The sequence below is a fragment of the Paenibacillus sp. cl130 genome (assembly GCF_900116035.1).
Lineage (GTDB): Bacteria > Bacillota > Bacilli > Paenibacillales > Paenibacillaceae > Paenibacillus > Paenibacillus polymyxa_B.
The window spans coordinates 1-15,676 of record NZ_FOYG01000009.1; the positions used below are offsets into that span (position 1 = coordinate 1).

Here is a 15,676-nt window from a genome sequence, read left to right on the forward strand (position 1 = left end):
CCCATGCAGGAAAAGGATGTATCGGGTATTAGCTACCGTTTCCGGTAGTTATCCCTGTCTTGTGGGCAGGTTGCCTACGTGTTACTCACCCGTCCGCCGCTAGGTTAATTAGAAGCAAGCTTCTAATTAACCCCGCTCGACTTGCATGTATTAGGCACGCCGCCAGCGTTCGTCCTGAGCCAGGATCAAACTCTCCATTAAAGACCAACCGAAGTTGGTTTATAGAAAGAGCGATAAGCTCATTTTGAAACTGACGAGATAAAAATATCTCTTGTTTGATTTTGCGAACAAAATCGTTTTACTCACTCGTTGTTCAGTTTTCAAAGATCAAACATTTCTCTTTCGCCGCGTTTTTCAGCAGCTATAAGATCATATCATGTTCGTTTCAAAAATGCAAGGGTTATTTTTTTCTTTTTTTCGAAGATCGTTTCACCCAAGCTTTTCGCTTTTGAAACTGCTGTTTTGTTGTCAGCTCAAATAATATATCATAAAGCCAAGCAACTTAGCAAGCACTTTTTTTGTTTTTTTATTTTAGAATAAATCCGTTCATCTTTCAGCTCATTTAAATCAGTCGAGGGGCTAGTTGCCCCTTCATTAGCTGATGACTCCCTCTGGCTCGAATACCTCTGCAGGCCAGTGCAGTTCCACACCTTGGCGAAGAAGAACATTTTGAAAACATCCAAGATGCTCTGCTGATCGGCTCACTTCAATGGGATATACTTCGTTGGAGACACAGTAAGCCGCCAGGCTTCCCGCTGATTCTCCTATATTCCATTCTGTAGGATGCAATCGATAGCAGCCATTGGCTATTTGGGTCATCCCTATATTTTTGCAGGCAGGAAGTAAATTGCGCACTCTCACCGGAATAAGTGAGCCCAATGGAATTTCATAGGGATAGTTAGGGATGTAGAATGTTCGCTGAGATACCGTAGTTGGATGAAGATCCAAATGATAGCTACCTACACCTACACTGTCTGTATATCGCTTTGGCCCCTCTTCCCCCCGAAGCTCACGACTTACATCAAACTCAGATATCATATACTTGGCCTGAATTCGGCGTGACTCGCGAATATAAGCCGTTTTAGCCAGACCGTCAGATGTGCCGAGAATATCACCCCGTGGTCGAATTCCCGGATAGCCGAACCCTCCATCTAATCGGGGCGCTTCGGTTTGAAGCCAATATATTAATGAACGAGTCAACTCACGCGCTCCTTCTCGATGTTTTGCCTGCTCCTGAGCGGTGACACCGATCAATGGCCCTAGGTAATAATCATTTTGCGCCCAGTTTAAAAGAGTTACCTCACCATCATTTAGCGGTTCGCTCCATATCGAGGGATCTACAATACGACGATAATCCCATAAGGATACAATGCCCTGATCGTTAGGAAACAATGTGAACTGTTTTAGTTTACTGGTATCATCCGCGTCAGTAGCAAACCAGCTCAAAATCGGAAAACGGGAAAAGGAAGGAATATAATTTCTCCAGAAATCATATTGTTGCGGGCGCTCTATAATGAAGCTTTCCTGGGGAATATAGTCTACGGCAGCCACATGTGTGATAGATTGCATATCAAAAGGGTTAGCACACTCCAGTGCATGAGGTTCACCCGTAGCAGCCCGCGACTCCGCTCCACTCGTATGCTCCACGCCCGCCATTGGAAGGAGATCACCACACTCTGTCGCATCCAGATAAAACGTTCCGTGCAGCACTCTAAATCCACACTTATGATCAGAGCTATTCGAGGTACGGACAGTTACAGAAGTAATACAGTCCCCATCCGTCTGAACCGCAATAGGCACGGTGTGATAGTATACATGAACGCGCCCCGTATTCAAATAGGGAGCGAGCATATCTTCAAGCACCCGCAGAGCTACCCGTGGTTCATGGGCCAGACGGCTTACCCAACCGGTCCCAGGGTTGAGAATGGGATTATTCCTTGCTTCTTCGGTTAACGGATAGTTCTGACGGTAATAGTCACGCACACGATTACGGAACTCACGGTATGTTGCTGTGCATCCAAATTGTTCGATCCATCGATGCTCATCTGGGGGAACCGCCTGTGAAGTTAACTGCCCCCCTAACCAGTCCGTCTCCTCTGTCACGATGACTCTCATGCCAGCCTTCGCCGCCGCGAGAGCTGCCGATGTCCCCCCCAGACCCCCGCCAATCACAACAATGTCGGTATCAAGCCGTTTTTGCGTCATGGTTCGTTCCCCTTTCATTCTTGTACTAGGACCCGGTCATTTCGAATGCAAGCCGTGCAGCGCCGATGATTCCAGCGCGATTGCCCAACAATGCCCGACTTACTTCCGTTTGAACTCCAAGTTGGTGCAGATGCTTTTCCAGCATGGGCCACCAGACCTCTCCCGCGTCCGCTACTCCTCCGCCTACAATGATCGCCTCAGGATCAAGAGGCACCGAGATATTAGATAGAAGCACAGCTAAATCTGCGGTGTAATCATCCAGCACTTGGATTGCTTCCTGGTTACCGTAAGCAGCCTCTTTCACAATCTCGTTCCCTGAGCGGTACATTTTACCGACGTGTTCCCTACCTCGACGTAACAGGGCGCTCCCCGATACATATTGCTCGGCGCACCCTTTTTTTCCACAATTGCAGGGGTGTCCCCCCGGGAATAGAATACTGTGCCCCCAATCACCGCCACTCCAATGAGTCCCTCTGCACAAGTGGCCATTTTCCATATATGCACCTCCGACACCTGTTCCCAACGTGAGCATCACCAAGCGTCGCTTGCCCTTCCCCGCTCCCTGCCACGCTTCTCCAAGTAAAGCGGCGTTCGCATCATTATCAGCAACCGCTCGTAAAGCCAGTTTTTCTCTAGCCCACGTTACCAAGGATGTACCTTGCCAGCCAGGTAGGTTATCTGTGGCATACACAACTTCGCCGCTCTCCACATTTACTCGGCCAGCAGTAGCAATGCCTAGAGCGCCTACATCTATATGGGCACCGATGCTGGTATCTCCAAAAGAACGCAACAATCCGAGCACAGATTCTGACACCCGCGACAACACCCATTCACGTCCACGGGAAGCGTCCGTATCCAGCCGGATTTCATCAAGCACCGATCCGTCCGGTGCCACTATGGCGGCCTTCACCGATGTGCCCCCAATGTCGATTCCAATGACTCTGTTCACAGCAGCTGCCACCACACCAACCTCCTTGTTGCCCCACATAAAAGCTTACTAGCTCTTTGTACAAACCTTCTATTAGTAGCAATACATGAATAGCCATTCATATGCACCACAAACACAAGTCATTGAACTGTCAGAGCGCACAGTTTTCAATTCACAACTGAAAAATCTCAATAGCTTCGTTCAATAACGGCCCTCGCTGTTTTTTCCTTCATCTGTTTGGTGTGACTCGTGTGCTTGCGAGCAAGCCCTTCGCAGATGAGGTCAATCACGAATAGCTGTGAAATTTTAGCACCGATTGAACCACCTTCTATCGGGGCTTCTTTGCCTGCGGTCAGTAACACGATATCTGCAATGGAGGTGATGGGTGATTTCGCATAATTCGTAATTGCGATAACAGTTGCACCGTTTTGCTTGGCTTTGTGCAGCATATCGTTCGTATCCAGCGTACTTCCTGATACACTGATGCCGATAGCGACATCACCCGGGTTCATGGACACCGCCATCATCGACTGAATATGACCGTCTGCCACGGCCTCGGCGCGCCGCCCGATCCGTAAGAAACGATTTTTAGCATCCTGCGCGGAAATTCCCGAAGCGCCTACGCCGAAAAATTGAACATAGCCCGCTTGATCGAGACACGCAATCGCACGACCAAGCTCTGAATGGTCCAGCAGTCCCATACTGGAGTGCAAAATATCGAGCATGTTGTGATACACCGTACGCGTAATATCTTGTTCGTTATCTGGGTCGATGTTCTCCTCGCCCATATCGGTTTTACGATAAGTCTGGTTTTGTGCCAGGGACAGTCGGAAATCCTGATAACCTTTGAAACCAATTTTCCGACAAAAGCGCATCACCGTCGTTTCGCCTGTACCTGCAAAATCCGCCAGCTCCGTCACGGAGAAATATATGATATCTGCGGGATGCTCCAGTACGCATAAGGCGACTTTCTGCTCCGATTTCGTTAATGAAGGATAGTACGTGTTAATTCGGTCGTTCATCTCCATAGATGCATTTCACTGCCTTCCTTGCGGCATCGGCAAACCGCTGCGTAATCAATTGGGGTCTGGTAATCGCCGAGCCTACAACCACTGCATGTGCTCCCATTCGGAATGCTTCCTCAACCTGCGCTGGATCATAGATTTTGCCCTCTGCAATTAAAGGAACAGGAACCAGTTCCGACGCTCTCCGAACCAGCTCCAGATCAGGACCCTCAATCTGAGTAGAGTACGGCGTATACCCGGATAACGTGGTGGATACGCAGTCTGCGCCAAGGGAGGCCGCATGAAGCGCCTCCTCCAGTGTCGATATGTCTGCCATGGAAGTGACTCCCTGCTCATGGGCATAATCTAGGAGCCTCTTCAGCTTACATCCCGCTGGGCGCGGTCGTAATGTGGCATCCAGCGCAATGATATCCGCCCCTGCCTCCACCAGTTCCTCCATTTCACGAAGGGTGGGCGTAATGTAAATATCAGAATCATCATAATCCCGCTTAATCAAGCCAATCACTGGTAGAGAAATCGCCTGTTTAATCGCACGTACATCCGATGCGCCATTGGCGCGAATCGCTACAGCTCCACCCTGCTGTACGGCACGCGCCATTTTGACCATAGAATCTGCTCCATGTAACGGTTCTCCTGGTAGCGCCTGACAGGATACGATCAGTCCGTGCTGAACTTTGGATAATACACCTTCCATTCCCATAGGAATCACCCTCTCTTCTCGGCATGATGCCGTACGGTTAATCCGACTTCAAAGGTGCGGTTCCACGGCATGTAGCAATCTGTAATTTCCACGCGGCCTTCCGGCCCGTTCACATATTCATTGAGTGCCTGCTCCAGCCGTCCGCGAATAACCGCAGCTACCGAGCCTCTCGGTCCATCGAGCATAAACTTGGTAAAACCCATCTGCTCCACAATCCCGTTATTCATAGCCGTACGTACCACAGCGCAATAACAGGCATCCTCCGCGTAGCGCAGCGACAGAAAATCCAAATGTTCCTCCGTAGAGCCATAGTGGGTATACAGCATGGACTGAGCAATGACGGTGCCCAGCGTGTTAGAACTGGTATTCCAGCCTGCATAACCTGCCAGCTTAAAAAGCAGTCCTTTTTGCTTTAATAGTCTAAGTAGCTTGAGATCTGCGCCGTTGGCGTAGCCCACATCAGCAACTGCAACATTTTGACCTGCATATTGCAGCATATAAGAACCGTACTCAACCAGCTCTACTACATTCCGATGTACATCATATCCGGTCATTGCACGCTGCTGGGATGAAGCCTCTGCCATCGTGTCACCGGGTGTGTTAGCCAACAAAATCAAATCAGCCTCCGTTGCAGAGGAAGCTATCAGCCCACCTGCCGCCATAATCTGATATTTTAAGGTTTCGTAAAAATAGCGATCTTCAAAAAGCGGAACTACGAATGCCCCCTGCAAAGCAGACAATCGGGGATACACCAGTGGGACTACATTATTCATCTTGTTAACCCAACGAGCCAGCAACGTACAACCCACTTCATCTGCCCCCGGGTACATGTATACATTCAAATCCAGCCCAAGCTCAGAAATACGACTTCTTAGCCGCTGCTGATCCTTGGCGGTATAGCCGTAGGGAGCCGAATCATCCTGTGGGATGATCATAAAATCAATGATACCTTCTGCTACGAGATCCAGTGCAACTTCATTAGCCTCCAAATTCACATGGCGACGCCCCAAGTAATCATCCAGTATTTCCATTGGCAAACGCTCGTTTATATCAGCTAATTCGAGCAACTCTTCAGCGGTAGCGATCCCCAGCTCCTGACGATGCTCAATGAAGCCCTTTCGGAATATCTCACGCCCCCAATCGGCATAGTAATCCGGTTCTTCATCAGCCAAAGAGTATTGCGGACAACGCATAATTAGTTGAAATGCATACAGAGTCAGTTGCGGATATAGTTGCTTTAGCCTGCGAAGCCGATTCACTCTATCTCTGACCTGCTCGCTCGACATACCGTGTAGTCGAGAAGGTACGATTCCTCCGTACAGCAACGTATCCATCGCAACAATGGCTCCATCAGCAGTAGCCGCGCGTTCTTCGAGCCATGCCCATAGTCTGGTCGTATCGCCAGGGGTTTTCTTTTGTCCCATCCATTCTAATGGGGGTAGCTCCATTTCCAAGTCTGTACCCTGTGCCAGTAAATAAGGAAATTGATAATTACAGGGCCGCTCATCCAGCGGTATAAAAAGTAATCGGGTGCTTGACTTCACCGTACGTTCCACCTCTCCTGAAAATTACCGTTATCCTAACGGCAAATGATTATTTTCAGGGCAGCTATGCTGCCTTGGTTTCATAATCCATCGCAAACACTCACAAGATCAGTCGATATTTGCCTTGTTCGTCCTGATCGACATAACCCCACTGCGCGGCAGCACGGATCGCCGGATTGCTACCCAGCCGAGCCTCCGCTTCTAAGCAAGCAGTGATACCGCGTCGCAGTTCTCCTGCAATTTCGTCCGTCAGAGGCGACGGCTCTTGCCCGCCAACTGCTTTGCTCGGCGTGCTGCTTCCCCTTGAATGTGCATCGTCCTGTCGCTCGCCACTGAGCGCAGCTTGGCGCAGCACCTGCCACAGGCCTGCGTCCAGCTCGGCACGTTCCAGCCACGGCGCGGCCTGGGACACGAAACCTGCCGCCGGATCATCAGCGGGCACGTTCCGTAGGACGCTCACGGTCTGAAGGAGCCGCTCAAAGTACATATCCAGCGCAGGGATATCGCGCATTTGCAAAGCAAGATCCACGTCCTCATACGCGCTGCCGCCCAGTCGGCTGTTCCTGTTTTGACGACAGAAAAACATCAGTTCATCCGCACGCTCTCCCGCTAACTCCCGCACAGCCCATTGCCAAGATAGCTCAGGCATATACCGTTCACTGTTCCACATATAGTGGGACATCGTAATGAGCGTTACTTTGGAGCATTCCCACTGATTCATCGGGTTGGCCACCATACCGGTATGTCCGCAGTCTGGTAGCCCGGAATACCGTCCGCGCAGCGGATCAAGGAATAACCGATCATGGTCACAATCATTCACCGGGATGTTATCCCACAGCCACAGCTCATGTCCGAAGAACGCATGATTATCGGCGGCGTGCTCGCGACTAATCTGTGGGGCAAAAACAAAGTACCCCGTCCAGAACACCTTAATCTCCGGATGCAGCCGCTCACGGAAGTCCTTTTTGTATTCGGTATCCCAATACGACCAATATTCCGAAGGACAGACTGTCAGTGTAAACTCAGGCAGCCGTTCAGCCAGCCATGTGTGAACCTTGTTCGTCAAAAAGACATGAGCGTGACCCGAGCGGCCCAGCAAATGTCGATTTTCCCCTTTGAGTACATAATCAATATCATCCATTAATACAGAAAAATGACGTACGCCAATCGCAATCACGGCCGCCAGCTTTTCCGTCAATTTAAGGAAATCTTCATCGCTGCCAAAGCTTAGGTCGTTCCCTGGACTGATACAGTAATGAAAATCAATCTCATGCCGTTCACAGGCTTCCTTTAATTCGCGGATCTGGTCAAACGTATCCTCAGGGTACGGCTCTCTCCATAGCTCACGATGATATGGATCATCCTTGGGGGCATACATGAACGTGTTCATCCGATGCGCAGCCATAAAACGGACAGCATCCATCCGATCCGCGAAACTCCACGGTTTCCCATAGAAGCCCTCAATAATTCCTCTGACCGGGAAGGAAGGCTCATCCCGAATAGACATCACCGGCAGAGTACATCGCTCCTGTTCCACTTGAAGCAGGAGATGCAGGGCATCCATGCCGTATTTGAGCCCTCTTTTATTGGAAGCATGGATTTCAATCCGCCCGTCCTTCTGAATGTCCAACCGATATCCGTCTGCAGCAAACGTTCCGTCATATTCGAGCACCAACTGCACGCTTCCCCGTGTTTCAGTCGGTACACCCGGTCCTGGAGGCACAATAAGCTTGATCGGTCCCTCGGGGTCCAGCACACCTTCATACTCCTGATTCATTGCAAAGCGAGAGGACAGTTCACAGACCAGACGCGGTTCGGAGATAACCAGCCTTTCCCCGCTGTCATACACATCACGAAAATAATATTGTATCTCCTGCGGTGATAACCCTACACCCGAATGAGGCCCCATTCCTTTGGACAATTTCATCGCAATCATCTCCTTCCATTCACAGGCTCTTCGTAGCCATGACTACTGGCTTATCCTTTTACCGCTCCCGCCAAACCTTCCATATAGTAGCGCTGTGTAAACAGGAACAATATAATGATCGGCAGTACCGAAATCATTGTGCCTGCAGCAATCCAACCGAAGTTATAGGCAAATTGACCGTTGAGATACGTGAGCGCAGCTGCCAGCGGATATAGCTCCGTATCATTCAAAATAACGATAGGCCACAGAAAGCTGTTCCAGAACGACATCGCCTCCAACAGAGAAATTACAGCGAGCGCCGGCTTGACCAGCGGAAGCACCAGCTGCCACCAAATTCGAAACTCCGAAGCGCCGTCCATTTTACCGGAATCACGCACATCGGTGGGAATATGAATAAACGTCTGTCGCATTAGAAAAATGTTGAACACGGAGACTGCCCCGGGCAACACCACACCCAAATATGTATTGCCCAGATGGAGCCCTTGAATGGTTAGATAATGCACAATAAATGCGGTGTAGGAAGGAATAATCATCGTGGCAATCAGCAGCGTAAACACCAGATTTTTACCCTTAAAACGAAATACAGCCAAGGGATATCCCGTCAGACTGGCGAGTACCACATTGAGCACAACGCCCAACACCGTAATGATGACCGTATTCAGCATATACTTTGGAAAATTCATGAACTGCCACACCTGAACATAGTTGTCGAAATCGATAAAGGTCGGAAAAATAGCGGGCGGCGTTGAAAAAATGTTACGACCTGGCATGAGGGATACGCTGAGCAGCCATAGGAACGGTCCCATTAAAAAGAGGGCGAGTAGCACTAGAAGCACGTAGATGACCGTCATTCTCAGCATTCGAGCAAGACTGCGCATGATGCGGCTGCTTTCCTTTTTAGGAAGAGATGAGCGTAGCATTTTGTCATCCTTTAGATTCATCAATAGGGATTGACACCGCCTTTCCTATTGAATCGGAATACGATAATACTAAGTACGGCAATCATTGCACCGACAATTAAGCCAAGCGCAGAAGCATATCCAAAATTGAACTGCTCCATGCCCTTTTGAAAAATATACAAGCTGGATGTCAACGTGGCCGTTCCCGGTCCACCCTTGGTTAGTACATATACTTCATCAAATACACGAATAGCTGACATGAGTGATATAAGGGTACAGAACAAAACGTAAGGTCTTAACAGTGGAAGAGTAATATGAACAATCAGACGCCATCGGCTTGCTCCGTCGACTCTAGCGGCTTCGTACAGATCTTGAGGAATATTTTGTAATCCAGCCAGATAGAGCATCATATAATACCCGAGTCCCTTCCACATTGTGATGAACATCAGTACATACAAGGCCAAGTTGCTGTCCGATAACCAGTGTATGTCTTTGCTAATCAAGCCGACCTGCATGAGCAAGTAGTTCACTACGCTGTTATTGCCCAATAGCCAGCTCCAAATTAAGGCTACAGCTACCATCGAAGTCACAACAGGGATGTAGTAGGACGTACGAAATATTTTAATTCCCGGGATACGGCTGTTCACAAGCACAGCCATCAGGATGGAGAAAATTTGGAGAAAGGGGACAATGAGCACGTACAACAATGAGTTCCAAATTGAAATAAGAAAGTTACGGTCCTTAAACGCCGCTTCAAAATTATCCAAGCCGACAAAATGGGTATCTGATATGACAGAGTAGTCTGTCAATGCCAGCGGGATGCTGTAAATAATAGGCCAAAATACAAAGACGGCAAGCAATAACAGTCCTGGCGTCATAAAGGCCCAGGCCGTAAAGGACTCCGACCTTAACCATTTGATCATGCTGCATCACCACCTGATTTTGATAAATGAACAGGGGAGTATTCATTTACTCCCCTGTCAAGCCTATTGCTTTAAAATATCGTTCACTTCCTGCTCCAGGGCAGTAAGCGTCTGCTTCGTATCCGTGCCGTTCAATACAATATTTTGCAAAGCTCGCGCGATGGCACTGTTCACATCTTTGGCATTAGGCACACCGACCATATAATCTGTCGCCTTATCCAAGCTTTGCGCGGATACTACCTTGGCTTGTGCTTCTAATGATTTATCAGACTGAGTAAAATATGGATCTTTAATGGAGTCTTTCGTGGAAGGTAGTGTATTCGCCGCTTTAGAAAAAGCTGTTTGACTCTCCGCGTTTGTCAAGAAAACAGCAAATTTCACTGCTTCGTCCACATGTGCAGACTTAGCAGGTACGACCAGGTCCATGGAGTTGGAGAGCCGCACATCAGCTTTACCGGTTGGGACAGGAACAGCAATTGTGTTCTTATAAACATCCGGCGCAGCCGTTTTGATAAAATTGATGAACGTCGGGCCTGCCAGCTCGAAGGCAACCTGCTCGCCGGCATAATATTTCACTTGTTGTGAGAAGTCAGCGTCTTCCTTGAGCACAACGCCATCTTCCATCTGTTTTTTTAGATTATCAATCATGGTGACTGCTTCTGGTGTATTGAACGCCGCTGCTGTCTTTTCTTTATTTAGAATAGGAATGCCGTCCACAGCGAAAAGCTTGGATACAAGCTGCTGAGCATAGCCTGCTTTGCCAATTTTTCTATTGATTTGACGGCCCCACTCAGACAATTCCTCCCGGGTTTTGGGCGGATGAGCAGGGTCCAATCCGGCGGCTTTGACCAGCTTTGTATTCATGTAAAGCACTTCTGTACCGGTATACCAGGGTAGCGCATAAGCTTTACCGTTAATGACTGTGGAATTATAAATACCCTCGAAATAAGCAGCCTTTTCCTCGGGCGACAAATGCTCATTCATATCAACAACAGCACCCTTGGAGCCCATTTGGCTAGCAAATTCTGTATTGAGATTGACTACATCCGGACTGCTGTTGCTAGCGATACTTGTCAACAGCTTGTTGGTCACTGCATCATAAGGGTAATCCTTCCAGTCAATTTTGACATTGGGGTTCTTCTGCTCATAATCGGCAATCACCCGATTGAAATACGGGGTAAATGTAGGTTGTAGTGCAATGGTCCAAAATTGCAGTGTTACTTTCCCTCCGTCAACCTTTTCCGACTTTGATCCTCCACCACCGCAGCTGCTCAGCAGTACAACCAGCGCCAGCATAGATACAAGCAACCGTAACCTGCCTTTCGCTTTCTTTGTCACATGGTGACCCCCTTGTTCTTAGTTGATTAAGGCAAATTATAGCAGAAATACCGCTAAAGAAGGAACGTTTTTTCAATAAAATAAATTTAGAAGGAATAATTTTTCTTTTATTGGATACAAAAAAGACGCCTCTTCAGCAGAGACGCCATTTTCCTAAATCAACCCGCAAAGGGTTCACATCTATTAATAGTATGGGGCCATGAAAACGTACACCAGTACCCCAGTCAAGCTCACATATAGCCAAATTGGCATCGTCCAGCGCGCAATCTTACGATGTTTTGCTACCTGCATCGTCCATCCCCATACAACTGTGAACAGTGCTAGCGGTACAATAATCGCAGCCAGTATGCTATGCGAAATCAACAGCGTAAAGTAGATCGGCCGAAGGATACCCACCCCACCATATTTTGCAGTTTCCGGCGAAATGTAGTGAAAGGTCAGGTAGGAAAATAAAAATAAAACGGTACTGGCGAAGGCCAGCAAAACAAAGGTTTTATGAAGCTTAATGTTCTTTTTGAAAATAGCAACCAGTGCAGCCACCAGAAAAATAAATGTGAAGCTGTTAAAAATCGCATTCAGCCTTGGGAAAATAGTGAGATCAAAACTCACACTACCCTGGTATCCGATCGGCGAAAAGAACAGCAGCAAAATAATCACGTTGGCTATAATGGAAACGGTGATAATCAAGGCTGTAAAATTACGATTGCTCGTTGGAACGTACTGCTTGTCCTCACTCGCTTTATTCATCATGAGCGTCTCCTTCGTTAAATTCAGGTTTTCGTTACTGTTGTAGTCATAACCATAATATATTATATAGAACTCATGGACAGCCTGTGAAGTGACAACAGTATGAACAATTTCACAGCCATCTGTCAGAAAATATGCTTCAACATTTGAAAATAGCCCTTTACTTCCCTATATCAACGGTAGAATGCATTGATTTTACAAGCTTTATACACACAAAAAAACACCGGGAAGGTCTGATTACCCGCTCCGGTGTTGTATCGGTTATGCAATTAAGCAGCCTTGATGATCCATATTCATTGCTGCCATACGTCACTGTATTCCTGATGGCGCTTGAACAGAGCAAGCGCGTACGAGCAAGCAGGAATAACCTTTTTATGCTGATTCCTTGCCATATCAACCACTCGGTCGATGAGCTCCTTGCCGATTTTTTGACCCCGTAACTGCTCGGATACAAATGTATGGTCAATGACCAATGAGTGGTCATCTATGGATTTATAGCCTACTTCTGCAACTACCTGTCCATCATCCACCATGACTACTGCATGGTCCTCCTCGCGAATTTGTCTCATGAAACCAATCTCCTTTCTGACTGAAGAAAATCCCGTTACAACTCCATGCTAACGAATTACTGCAATCACTTCATGCCGACGCTAGATATCCTTATCATTCCCCTATTTAGGAATCAGCGAAACATTACATACGAGGATTTTGCAAAAATCCCATAAGCGACTTCCAATGAACAAGATATAGATCGAAATGGTTTAGTTCGTCTATATCTTGCACTTCGGAGCGACTGGAATCGAATTTTTCAAAATCCTGACACATAAAATAGGATCTATCGTCGACACTATATTTATTCCAATTAAGGCAAGGGAGGCGCTGCGTTGCGTACAGAAATAAAACCTGTCATCCCGTTTGAGCCAGAACTGAGCGAAAAAGTACCTGTAGATACGGGCCTTTGGCGTTATGAAATAAAATGGGACGGTACGAGAATTTTGACGTATCACGACCAGGGCAGCACACGCCTGTTTAACCGCAAGCAGCATGAACGAACGCTTTTATACCCGGAGCTTGCTTTCTTCCCCTCCTACTGTAAGGCTGATTCGGTCATATTGGACGGGGAAATGATCGCACTCGGTGCCGACGGTAAGCCATCGTTCCATGAAATTATGCGACGGGATCTGATTCGTCGGACGGATCGAATTCAGTCAGCCTATGAAGCTGTACCCGCTACTTACATGTTGTTTGATATTGTTTATCTGAACGGGGAGTGGGTTCATCTTAAACCGTTACAGGAAAGGCTTGAACTGCTGCATCAGATCATCATACCGAATGAACGGATTCAACTGGCTCCCGCTCATCCTGATGGACAAGCTCTATTTCAGGTCATGTGCAGCCAAGGAATGGAAGGCATTGTGTGTAAAAAGCTGGATAGTCCGTACACATTGGGCGGAAAGGACGGACGATGGCTCAAGGTCAAAAATTATGGCGATATCATTGCCGTTATCGGTGGCTATACCCTAAACGGAGGCATTATCAATGCTGTGTTGCTGGGCCAATATGATAAACAAGGAATGCTGCGCTATATCGGGCATGTGGGGACGGGTAAGCTGACTCGGGAAGATTGGCGTCAGCTTACCGAGCGCCTGCTACCACATACCATATCGGAGCGACCTTTTAGCAATAAACCGGATCGGCATCAGGACGCATTTTGGGTGAAACCCATGTATACCGCCAAGGTTCAATATAGTGAATGGCGGTGGCAAGAAGGACGTACCCTGCGTCAGCCCTCCATACAAGCCTTTGTGAATCAGGGCCCCGATCAGTGTATCGGCCCCTGGATGTGACGTTTTACAGATATATTTTCAAAAAAATGCGGAACAAAGTTTGTATAAATCATTGCAACCAGTGGTTAATTAAATTACAGTTAACTAATTAACTACATCGAGGTGGATCGCATGTTCTTTTTTTTGGACTCCGAAATTCGTCAACTGGCCTATAATCTCTTTCCAGGTGGCAATAAACCGATTGGTGTTTTGGTAGATTTATTTTCCATAACGTATGAAATACGTAAAAACATGGAAAAACGTTCGCGTGAATTTGGTCTGTCCTACGGGCAATATATCGCCCTTTGTGTACTTTCAGCGCAAAGAGATGAAATGTCATCTCCTTCTGCTTTGGCTGAAAAGATGGGGGTAAGCCGGGCAGCAATCAGTTCTATGGTTATTTCTCTCGAACAAGAGGGATTCATTAATAAATATGACGATCCCAATGACAAGCGGGGAGTGTTCGTGTCCCTGAACGATAAAGGAAGAAGTAAAATTCAACAGATGGACCCCTTTTTCGTAGGGCTGGCTTCACGTCTGATGTCAGACTTTAGTGAGTCGGAAATCTGTCAGTTCCAAACCTATTTGTCACGCGTACGTTCTGCGTTTGAAGATGTCAAAGGTTCGCGTCTAACCGACTCCAGAGAGGAGAGAGAAAAATGGTGCGAAGACTGAGACAAAAACTGTTCGTCAAACTTGCCCGCATATCGGCTGGCAGAATGGTAGCTGCGTCCGATTTCAAACCTTCGCATTCTCCCAAAGTACATCGGAAAGAAAGGATCATTCCCACCTCTGTTGGTGACTCCAGGGTGATTGTATATGAACCTTCTCACCGGTCTGCTGATCCACTCCCTGTATTTGTAAATTTCCATGGCAGCGGCTTTGTAATGGGCAGCGCCGAAATGGATGATCCCTGGTGTCCGGTCATTACTGAACGTGCGAATTGCGTTGTCGTTAATGTCGATTATCGCTTGGCCCCGGAGTATAAATTCCCTATCCCGCTACAGGAAAGCTATGATGTAACCCAATGGTTGTACGAGCATCCTGATGTGCTCAACGTAGATCCTCAACGCATTGCGGTCGGGGGACACAGTGCAGGTGGTAATCTAGCGGCAGCGCTGTGTCTTATGGCCCGGGATCGCAAGGAATTTCCGATTATATATCAGGTACTGGATTACCCACCATTAGATATTGCTACAGATCCCAAATTGAAGCCCCAATTCGAGAAAGCCATTCCGCCACGAGTAGCAAAGATCTTTAATGAAAGCTACCTGCACTCACCAGAGGAGGCGCGGAATCCGTTAGTTTCCCCCATTTTTGCAGAATCACTACATAATCTCCCTCCTGCTCTGATCATAACCGCGGAGTTGGACTCCTTGGCTGACGAAGCCGAGTTGTACGCCAAACGGCTGATTGAAGCAGATGTGTCCGTGACGTATAAAAAATACATGGGTGCCGCACATGCATTTACCCATAGCGGCGATCTCGCTGTAGCTGAAAACGCCTGGCACCTGATGAGCGATCAGTTGAAATTGGCATTTGAATTCCGCATCGGAGACGTCCTGGCAGAACTGAAGAAATAAAAATAAGCCTCCTGCTTCCACTGCCATTATG

At 47.8% G+C, this 15,676-nt stretch carries 14 protein-coding genes and 1 rRNA gene; 3 read left to right on the forward strand and 12 right to left on the reverse strand.

What is annotated here, in order from left to right; translation table 11 throughout:
* From BM358_RS21335 to BM358_RS21390, 12 genes are all read right to left on the reverse strand, one after another.
* Window positions 1–201, reverse strand: a 16S ribosomal RNA gene (locus tag BM358_RS21335); the annotation flags it as partial.
* A gap of 393 nt (window positions 202–594) precedes the next feature.
* Window positions 595–2,205 carry an FAD-dependent oxidoreductase gene (locus BM358_RS21340; protein ID WP_028541979.1) on the reverse strand — a complete coding sequence of 537 codons (1,611 nt, stop codon included), beginning with the start codon at window positions 2,203–2,205 and terminating at the stop codon, window positions 595–597.
* 25 nt (window positions 2,206–2,230) lie between these two features.
* Window positions 2,231–3,193, reverse strand: a complete 963-nt coding sequence (locus tag BM358_RS21345; RefSeq protein WP_049828451.1) for an ROK family protein — start codon at window positions 3,191–3,193, stop codon at window positions 2,231–2,233.
* Between the two features lie 128 nt (window positions 3,194–3,321).
* Entirely contained in the window at window positions 3,322–4,161 is an 840-nt protein-coding gene (locus BM358_RS21350) for a MurR/RpiR family transcriptional regulator (protein WP_028541977.1), read from the reverse strand.
* Window positions 4,139–4,858 (reverse strand): N-acetylmannosamine-6-phosphate 2-epimerase, encoded by a 720-nt coding sequence (locus BM358_RS21355; protein WP_028541976.1) that lies wholly within the window; start codon window positions 4,856–4,858, stop codon window positions 4,139–4,141. The genes BM358_RS21350 and BM358_RS21355 overlap by 23 nt, the downstream gene beginning before the upstream one ends.
* Window positions 4,859–4,863: 5 nt before the next feature.
* On the reverse strand, window positions 4,864–6,402 hold the full coding sequence (locus tag BM358_RS21360) for a DUF4127 family protein (RefSeq protein WP_028541975.1): 1,539 nt from the start codon (window positions 6,400–6,402) through the stop codon (window positions 4,864–4,866).
* Window positions 6,403–6,502: 100 nt separating this feature from the next.
* Entirely contained in the window at window positions 6,503–8,329 is a 1,827-nt protein-coding gene (locus BM358_RS21365; protein WP_028541974.1) for a protein O-GlcNAcase, read from the reverse strand.
* 50 nt (window positions 8,330–8,379) lie between these two features.
* Window positions 8,380–9,270, reverse strand: a complete 891-nt coding sequence (locus tag BM358_RS21370; protein ID WP_023986649.1) for a carbohydrate ABC transporter permease — start codon at window positions 9,268–9,270, stop codon at window positions 8,380–8,382.
* Complete coding sequence (locus tag BM358_RS21375; protein WP_013308405.1) at window positions 9,270–10,151, reverse strand: carbohydrate ABC transporter permease; 882 nt, start codon at window positions 10,149–10,151, stop codon at window positions 9,270–9,272. The genes BM358_RS21370 and BM358_RS21375 overlap by 1 nt, the downstream gene beginning before the upstream one ends.
* 63 nt (window positions 10,152–10,214) lie before the next feature.
* On the reverse strand, window positions 10,215–11,489 hold the full coding sequence (locus BM358_RS21380; RefSeq protein WP_025721754.1) for an ABC transporter substrate-binding protein: 1,275 nt from the start codon (window positions 11,487–11,489) through the stop codon (window positions 10,215–10,217).
* 183 nt (window positions 11,490–11,672) lie between these two features.
* The gene (locus BM358_RS21385; protein ID WP_013308403.1) at window positions 11,673–12,239 is read right to left on the reverse strand and encodes a DUF420 domain-containing protein; all 567 of its coding nucleotides are present in this window, start codon (window positions 12,237–12,239) and stop codon (window positions 11,673–11,675) included.
* Window positions 12,240–12,529: 290 nt separating this feature from the next.
* Window positions 12,530–12,805 (reverse strand): GNAT family N-acetyltransferase, encoded by a 276-nt coding sequence (locus tag BM358_RS21390; protein ID WP_013308402.1) that lies wholly within the window; start codon window positions 12,803–12,805, stop codon window positions 12,530–12,532.
* Window positions 12,806–13,120: 315 nt separating this feature from the next.
* On the opposite strand from BM358_RS21390, the gene BM358_RS21395 reads away from it, so the two are divergent.
* From BM358_RS21395 to BM358_RS21405, 3 genes are all read left to right on the forward strand, one after another.
* A complete protein-coding gene (locus BM358_RS21395) occupies window positions 13,121–14,083 on the forward strand; it encodes an ATP-dependent DNA ligase (protein ID WP_028541973.1) in 963 nt (320 codons plus the stop codon).
* Window positions 14,084–14,194: 111 nt separating this feature from the next.
* Window positions 14,195–14,737 carry a MarR family winged helix-turn-helix transcriptional regulator gene (locus tag BM358_RS21400; RefSeq protein WP_023986644.1) on the forward strand — a complete coding sequence of 181 codons (543 nt, stop codon included), beginning with the start codon at window positions 14,195–14,197 and terminating at the stop codon, window positions 14,735–14,737.
* Window positions 14,722–15,645 carry an alpha/beta hydrolase gene (locus tag BM358_RS21405; RefSeq protein WP_023986643.1) on the forward strand — a complete coding sequence of 308 codons (924 nt, stop codon included), beginning with the start codon at window positions 14,722–14,724 and terminating at the stop codon, window positions 15,643–15,645. The genes BM358_RS21400 and BM358_RS21405 overlap by 16 nt, the downstream gene beginning before the upstream one ends.
* The last annotated feature ends 31 nt before the right edge of the window (window positions 15,646–15,676 follow it).